Source organism: Micromonospora sp. DT227 (assembly GCF_049841835.1).
Taxonomy (GTDB): Bacteria; Actinomycetota; Actinomycetes; order Mycobacteriales; family Micromonosporaceae; genus Micromonospora.
The window spans coordinates 63,662-71,046 of record NZ_JBNCLA010000002.1; the positions used below are offsets into that span (position 1 = coordinate 63,662).

The 7,385-nt window shown below is 75.4% G+C and carries 6 protein-coding genes and 1 pseudogene; 2 read left to right on the forward strand and 5 right to left on the reverse strand.

Annotated features, from left to right (window positions below; translation table 11 throughout):
• Window positions 1-244 precede the first annotated feature (244 nt).
• Window positions 245-1,606, reverse strand: coding sequence for a dipeptidase (locus ACLQ2W_RS09250; RefSeq protein ID WP_405090901.1), 1,362 nt, complete (start codon window positions 1,604-1,606; stop codon window positions 245-247).
• Window positions 1,581-2,281 (reverse strand): annotated as a pseudogene (locus ACLQ2W_RS09255) (uridine kinase family protein); the annotation flags it as partial. The gene ACLQ2W_RS09250 and the pseudogene ACLQ2W_RS09255, both read right to left, overlap by 26 nt.
• A 110-nt stretch (window positions 2,282-2,391) precedes the next feature.
• On the opposite strand from ACLQ2W_RS09255, the gene ACLQ2W_RS09260 reads away from it, so the two are divergent.
• The gene (locus ACLQ2W_RS09260; protein WP_343447654.1) at window positions 2,392-2,793 is read left to right on the forward strand and encodes a rhodanese-like domain-containing protein; all 402 of its coding nucleotides are present in this window, start codon (window positions 2,392-2,394) and stop codon (window positions 2,791-2,793) included.
• Between the two features lie 87 nt (window positions 2,794-2,880).
• Here ACLQ2W_RS09260 and ACLQ2W_RS09265 read toward each other — a convergent pair whose 3' ends face one another.
• From ACLQ2W_RS09265 to ssb, 3 genes are all read right to left on the reverse strand, one after another.
• Window positions 2,881-4,425, reverse strand: a complete 1,545-nt coding sequence (locus tag ACLQ2W_RS09265; protein WP_425786085.1) for a cobyric acid synthase — start codon at window positions 4,423-4,425, stop codon at window positions 2,881-2,883.
• Window positions 4,422-5,492: a cobalamin biosynthesis protein gene (locus tag ACLQ2W_RS09270; protein ID WP_425786086.1), complete on the reverse strand. Its 1,071-nt coding sequence runs from the start codon at window positions 5,490-5,492 to the stop codon at window positions 4,422-4,424. The genes ACLQ2W_RS09265 and ACLQ2W_RS09270 overlap by 4 nt, the downstream gene beginning before the upstream one ends.
• A gap of 179 nt (window positions 5,493-5,671) precedes the next feature.
• Window positions 5,672-6,538 (reverse strand): single-stranded DNA-binding protein, encoded by an 867-nt coding sequence (gene ssb / locus ACLQ2W_RS09275; protein ID WP_425786087.1) that lies wholly within the window; start codon window positions 6,536-6,538, stop codon window positions 5,672-5,674.
• A 285-nt stretch (window positions 6,539-6,823) separates the two neighbouring features.
• On the opposite strand from ssb, the gene ACLQ2W_RS09280 reads away from it, so the two are divergent.
• Window positions 6,824-7,234, forward strand: coding sequence for an HPF/RaiA family ribosome-associated protein (locus tag ACLQ2W_RS09280; RefSeq protein ID WP_107162685.1), 411 nt, complete (start codon window positions 6,824-6,826; stop codon window positions 7,232-7,234).
• Window positions 7,235-7,385: the final 151 nt, after the last annotated feature.

The window sequence follows — 7,385 nt, forward strand, 5'->3', positions numbered from 1 at the left end:
CACCGGGCGCGGCGCGACCGGGCGATGAGGTTGGTCGGAGGCGATATACCGCAGAGGCATAATTATGACCGTCAGGCATATCGCTTCCGACCGCATCGCCTCACCCTTCCATCACCCACAGTGACGGATTCGGCGCCGTAACTCAGCCGGGCACCGTGACCGAGCCGGGCACCGTGACCGAGCCGGGCGCCCCGACAGCGCCGGCCACCGTGCCGACACCGGCCACCGTGGCGACGGCCGCCGGTCAGGCGCGGCCCGCCTCGGCCACCTTGGCCAGCAGCAGCGCCTCGGCCAGGCAGACCCGGGCGAACTCGCCCAGGTGCAGGCTCTCGTTCGGGCCGTGCGCCCGGGCGTGCGGGTCCTCCACGCCGGTCACCAGGATCGCCGCCCGCGGGAACATCTCCTGGAACGTGGCGATGAACGGGATCGAGCCACCCACCCCGATGTCGACCGGGTCGGTGCCGTCCCAGGCGCCCCGGAACGCGGCCCGCGCCGCGTCGAACATCGGCCCGCTGGCGTCGATCACGCACGGCGCGCCGTCGTGCTCGAACGTCACCGTCACCTGCGCGCCCCACGGCGCGTTCCGCTCCAGGTGCGCGGTCAGCGCGGCGTACGCCTTCTTCGGGTCGTCGCCCGGCGCCAGCCGTACGCTCAGCTTCGCCTTCGCGGCCGGGACCAGCGCGTTCGGTGCCTCGCCGGTGGCCGGCGCGTCGATACCGAGGATCGCCAGCGCCGGCTTCGTCCAGAGCCGGTCGGTGATCCGGCCGGTGCCGAACAACCGCGCGCCGTCGACCAGGCCGACCTCCGCGCGGAACCGGTCCTCCGGGTAGTCGACGACGGCGCCCTCGCGGCCGGCCAGGCCGTCCACCGCGACGTCGCCGGCGTCGTCGTGCAGCGTGCCCAGCAGCTTCACCAGCGCGGTCAGCGCGTCCGGCACGGCGCCGCCGAACATGCCGCTGTGCACCGCGTGGTCGAGCGTGCGCACCTCCACGAAGCAGTTGACGATGCCGCGCAGCGAGGTGGTCAGCGCCGGCACACCGACGTCCCAGTTGGTGGAGTCGGCGATCACGATGACGTCCGAGGCGAGGTCGTCCCGGTGCTCGGCGAGCAGCCGCTCCAGCGAGTCCGAGCCGTACTCCTCCTCGCCCTCGATGAACAGCACCACGCCCACCGGGAGCCGGTCGCCGAACGCGCGCAGCGCGGCCACGTGCGCCATGATCCCGGCCTTGTCGTCGGCGGCGCCCCGACCGTAGAGGCGGCCGTCGCGCTCCACCGGCTCGAACGGGTCGGACTCCCACAGCGACAGGTCCCCGACCGGCTGCACGTCGTGGTGGGCGTAGAGCAGCACGGTGGGCGCGCCGGGCGGGGCCGCCTTCGTCCCGATCACCGCCGGCTGGCCGCCGGAGCGGACGATCCGGGTGTCGAGGCCGCAGCCGCGCAGCAGCTCCGCCACCGCCTCGGCGGAGCGCTCCACGTGCGAGTGGTCGAAGCCCTCGAAGGCGATGCCCGGAATGCGGACGAGTCGGTCCAGGTCGGCACGGACACCGGGCAGTTCCCGCTCGACGGCGGCCCGCACGTCGGACTCGGAGATGATCGGAGTGGTCATGACCGGAATCGTATGCCGGCCTTACCCGGCCACGCCCTCCCAGCCCGGTCGCCGGCCGAACCGCACGTAGTAGCGGTCCGCGTCGTGCGGCAGGTCGGGCGCACCGTTCACCACCAGGTCCACCGCCGCCGCGGTGCCGTCCGTGGTGAAGTGCGCCCGCTCCCCGGCGTGCCAGCGACGCAGCTCCGGCAGCACCTGAACGCCGTCGCGGGCCAGCGCCCGGGCCAGCCGCAGCTCGGCCGGCGCGGTCACCAGCACCGACAGCGTCAGCTCGGGGCGCACCGCGGCACGCGCCGCGCTCACCCCCTCGACGATCAGCACCGGCCCGGCCGGCACCGGCACCACCCGGTCCAGGAAGCGACGGCGGACCCAGCTGTACCGGCGGTGGCCGCCCGCCCGCCCGGCCCGTACCGGGCCGAGCACCCACTCCTCCAGACGGGGCCAGAACGTGAGCTGGTCGTCCCAGCCGTCGAGCAGGTCGTCGGTGCGGACCAACGGCGGCCGGACGCCGCCCGCGGCCGCCGCGAACGCGTCCGCGAGGCGCGTCGCGAACACGCTCTTGCCCGCGCCGCTCGGCCCGTCGACCGCCACCAGCCGGGTACGCCCCAACCGCGCCGGCCCGGCCAGCACCCGGCGGGCCAACCCGGCGTACGCCTCGACCACCTCGACGTTCACCCGACCGACGCTAACGTTCCCCCGTCCGCTGGATCCTGCGACCCGGCGGGCCGTTTCACCGGGCGGCGCGGCGGCCCGGTGGGCATGATCTGGGGGTGCTCCATGACGTGATGTGTCCGGGCGTCGACGCCCTCCTGGAACAGGCCCGCGCCGGTCTCCGCCGGCTCACCCCGCACGAGACCGTCGAGGCGGTCCGCAACGGGGCGCTGCTGATCGACACCCGCACCGAGACGCAACGTCGCGAGGAGGGTGAGCTGCCCGGCGCGATCGTCATCGACCGCACGGTGCTGGAATGGCGGCTCGACCCGGCCAGCGCATGGCGCATCCCGGAAGCCACCGGGTACGACCGCGAGATCGTGGTCGTGTGCCGCCAGGGCTACAGCTCCAGCCTGGCCGCCGCCAGCCTCCAGACGCTCGGGCTGCGTCAGGCGACCGACATGATCGGCGGCGTGCAGGGCTGGCGGGAGGCCGGGCTGCCGATGTCCGACCGCCCGGCCGACGTACGCGTCTGAGTCACCCCGCCGCCCGTTCGCGACGGCCGGCTGCCGTCGTGGTCGCCCGGTCAAGGGCGGCCGGTGCCGGCGGCCCGACGCGGCGGTTCAGTCGGGTGCGCCGGGTGGCACGAACGGCAGGCCCGGCGGCGGGCCGGACTCGATCAGTCGCCACAGCGCGCCGGTGTCCAGGTGCTCCTCCACCAGGTCGCCGAGCAGGTCCAGGGTCCGTTCCCGGGCCGCCGCGAACGACGTGTCCGGGGCGACCTTGAAGCCGGACCGGCCGGCCACGCCGGCGACGTCGGCGAGGAACCGGCGGCGGAACGCGTCGGATTCGAACGCGCCGTGCCAGTGCGTGCCGTACACCGCGCCGAGCCGGGCGCCCTCGCCGGTGCCGTCGGCGTACCGCAGCAGCGGCGGCAGGCCCGGGTCGGCGGCGGAGACCCGACCGTGGTGGATCTCGTACCCGTCCACCGGCAGGTCCGTGTCGCCGGCCGCCGTGCCCTCGGCCCGGCGGACCGTCTTGCGCCTGTCGAACGTCACCTCGACCGGCAGCAGGCCGAGGCCGGGGACGCTGCCCCGACGACTCTCCACCGGGTCGTGGATCGCCCGGCCGAGCATCTGGAACCCGCCGCAGATGCCGAGCAGCGGACGGCCGGCGGCGGCGTGCCCGAGGACCGCGTCGGCCAGGCCGGTCTCCCGCAGCCAGGCCAGGTCGGCGACCGTCGACTTCGAGCCGGGCAGCACCACCAGGTCCGCGGCGGCCAGCTCGGCCGGTTCGACGGTCAGCCGCACCCGGACCCCGGGCTCGGTGGCGAGCGCCTCCACGTCGGTGGCGTTGCTGACCCGGGGCAGCCGGACCACTGCCACGTCGAGCCACTCGGTGCCACGCGGCGCCGCCGGCCGCCCGAGCACCCGCCCGTACGCGAGCGAGTCCTCCGCGTCCAGCCACAGGTCCAGCGCCCAGGGCAGCACCCCGTACGTGGGGCGGCCGGTGACCCGGTGCAGCATGTCCAGCCCGGGGCGGAGCAGCCCGAGATCGCCCCGGAACTTGTTGATCACGAAACCGGCGACGAGCGCCTGGTCGGCGGCGTCCAGCAGCGCCACGGTGCCGAACATCGAGGCGAACACGCCGCCCCGGTCGATGTCGCCGACCACGATCGCCGGCAGGCCGGCCTGCCGGGCCAGCCCCATGTTGACGTAGTCGCCGGCCCGCAGGTTGATCTCCGCCGGGCTGCCCGCGCCCTCGCAGATCACCACGTCGTACTCGGCGCGCAGCTCGGCCAGCGCCGCGTACGCGGCGGCGGCGAGCCGGGGACGCAACGCATGGTAGTTGCCGGCGGTGACCGTGTCGACCGCCTCGCCGAGCAGCACCACCTGACTGGCGAGGTCGCTGCCCGGCTTGAGCAGCACCGGATTGAAACGCAGGTCGGGGGCGAGCCCGGCGGCGGCAGCCTGCATTGCCTGCGCCCGGCCCAGCTCGCCGCCCCGACCGTCCGGACCGACCACTACCGCCGAGTTGTTGGACATGTTCTGCGCCTTGAACGGGGCGACCCGGACACCCCGGCGGCGCAGCCAGCGACAGATGCCGGCGGTGAGCACGCTCTTGCCGGCGTCGGAGGTGGTGCCGGCGACCAGCAGCCCGCCGCTCACCGCCCACTCCCCCGGTCGGCGACCGATCCCGCCGGCGAAGCCCCGGCCACCGCCCGGCAACCGGCCACCGCCCAACAGCCGGCCGCCGTGCGCAGCGCGGCCCGGCCGGCGGCGCCGGCCAGCCGGCCCACCGTCACCGGGTAGAGCGCGGCCAGGCCGAGCGCGGCCAACCCCACCGCGCCGGAGACCCGGGCGGCCCGCTTCAGGTGCCGCGCCTCCGGTCGAGGCCCGTCACCGAGGAACGGCCGCGTCTCCGAACGACCGAAGTACACGTTGCGCCCGCCCAGCCGGACGCCGAGCGCGCCGGCCATCGCCGCCTCGCACTGCCCGGCGTTCGGGCTCGGATGGTCGGCCCGGTCCCGTCGCCACACGTGCCACGCGGTGGCGCGGTTCCCGTGCGCCACCGGCGCGACGGCCACGGTGAGCAGCCCGGTCAGCCGGGACGGCACCAGGTTGAGCAGATCGTCCAGCCGGGCGGCCGGGGTGCCGAACCGGGCGTACCGGGGCGAGCGGTGGCCGACCATGGCGTCGAGCGTGTTCGCCGCCCGGTAGCCGAGCAGGCCGGGAAGCCCCGCGACCGCGCCCCAGACCAGCGGCGCGACCACCGCGTCGGAGGTGTTCTCGGCGACCGACTCGACGGTGGCCCGGGCCAGCTCCGGTTCGTCGAGCGTCGACGGGTCCCGTCCGCAGAGATGACCGAGGCGGGCCCGCGCGGCGGGCAGGTCGGCCCGGCGCAGCGCCCGCGCCATCACCCGGGACTCGTGCCGCAGCGTCCGCCCCCCGAGCACCGTCCAGGTGCCGGCGGCCACCAGCGCGGCCCGGGCCACCGGATGCCGTCGGGTGACGCGCCCGGCGGCGGCCCCGAGCAGCACCGGCGCGCCCACCGCGAGCGCGGTGAACACGACGCCGGCCGCGCGGTCCGGGCGGTAGACCCGCCGCTCCAGCGCACCGGCGGCGCGGCCGAAGCCGGCCACCGGATGCCACCGGCGCGGGTCGCCGAGCAGCGCGTCGAGCGCGTAGCCCGCCACCAAGCCGGTCGCGTTCGCCATGGCGGTCGCCTGCCGCACCCGTCACCACCTCCGGCCGGCCAGCCTAGCCGTACCGGCGGCTCGGAGCGGTCCGTGCCGCGGGGTGGCAGCGCCGACGCCGCCACCCCGCACCCCCGTTGCCCGGCCGGACGCTCAGGCGAGCACCGGCTGTACGCCGCCGGCCGCTCAGGCGGGCACCGGCGTACGCCGCTGATCGCTCAGGCAGGCACCGGCGTACGCCGCCGGCCGCGACGGCCCGGGGCAGCCCCGCCGCCGGACGCCGCACCGGCCGACGCCGCACCGGCCGACCCGTCCTCGGTCGGCAGCTCGATCTCGGCCGGCAACTCGATCTCGGCCAACTCGTCGTCCTCGGCCGGGGCCGGCCCGTCCCCCTCCTCGACGGCCAGTTCGTCGTCCTCGCCCACCCCCGGTCCACCGAGCCGGGTGTCCCGGCCGCCGGTCGGGCCGCCGCCCGGCCCCATCCCGCCGCCGGTCCCCGGGCCGGCGGGCCGGTCGTCGAACGGATCGAGTTCGATCACCCGGTCCAGCGCGCCGGTGAGGCCGACCCGTGCCGGCCCGAACTCCGGCGGCGGAAAGTCGTCGTCGAGCGGCCGGTCGTCGAACCTGGCCGGCACCTGCTCGTCGGGCACCGGCTCGGTCGCCTCGCCGTGCACCCGCTGCTCCGCCTCGGCGTCCTCGACCGAGCTGGTGGCCGCGCGCGGCTGGTTGCGCAGGAAGCGCGACCGGCCCCGGGACAGGTCGTGCCCGACCGCGACCGCCTCCAGTTCGTAGAGCGTGCGGTGGTTACCGGCCTCGTCGGTCCAGTCCCGCGTGTAGAGGCGGCCGGCGACGATCACCGGATCACCCACCGCCACCGAGGCTGCCACCCCCTCGGCCAGGCGTCGCCAGCAGTTGACGCGGACCCGCAGGCTGTTGCCGTCGACCCAGCGGCCGCTGTCCCGGTCGAGCCGGCGGGCGGTCGAGGCGACCTTGAAGTTGGCCACCAGCGTTCCGCTCTGCGTGGTCCGCCGCCACTCCGGCGCGGTCAAAATGTTGCCGACGATCGTGACGTAGGTATCGAACATCGCCCCTCCCAGGGATCGGCTTGTCCGGGAGAGCGTGGGCCGGGACGACCCGCCCGGGCCACCCGCCGGCTCCCGCCTGTGGATGACGGACCGCCTTGTGGACAACCGCCTGATCAAGGTCCCGATCTGCTAGGCCGATGGCCCCTACGGCGTCGACCTGCGGGGACACATGGTCGGAAAGTGACCGGCGCGAGGCGTTCCGGAAACCCGCCGGCTGGGTAAGTAATGATCAACCGAGAGAAAGGGAGCGCCGATGCTTCTCCGAGACGTCCGCGAGGCAGCGCGATGAGCGCCGTGGCGAACCCCGCGACCGTGGCCGAGTGCCTCCGGGTCGGCGCCGGGTTCTCCCAGGGTGACCGCAACTGGATCGCCGAGCAGTTCGGGACGCTTGACGCCCGACTCGCCAGCTTCCACGCCGACGCCACCGAGCTGGAGGTGTCGGTCAAGGACCGCGAGGCCCGGGGCCAGAAGGTGACGCTGGAGTGCTGGGTCGCCGGCCGGCAGAAGATCGTGACGACCTCGACCGAGGAGGACCTGCACGCCGCGCTCAACGACGTCCGGGACGATCTGCGCCGCAAGCTCAACGACGCGAAGACCCGGCAGGAGCCGCGCAGCAACAAGCACCTGCGCCCGACGGAGCAGCCCGCGGCCGTCCCGCTCCAGGTGGGCGAGCGCGAAGACGCCGAGACCGCCTGATTCCGGTACGCCCGCCCGCACGGTGCCGGCGGGCGGGCCACCACCGTTTCCGGTCAGGCGGGGGGCCCCCGTAAAAAGGCGGGGGTTATGCGGGGCCCCCCCCGCTCCCAAAAACTGTATGCCGGGCCCCCCCATCCCCCCCCACCCCCCG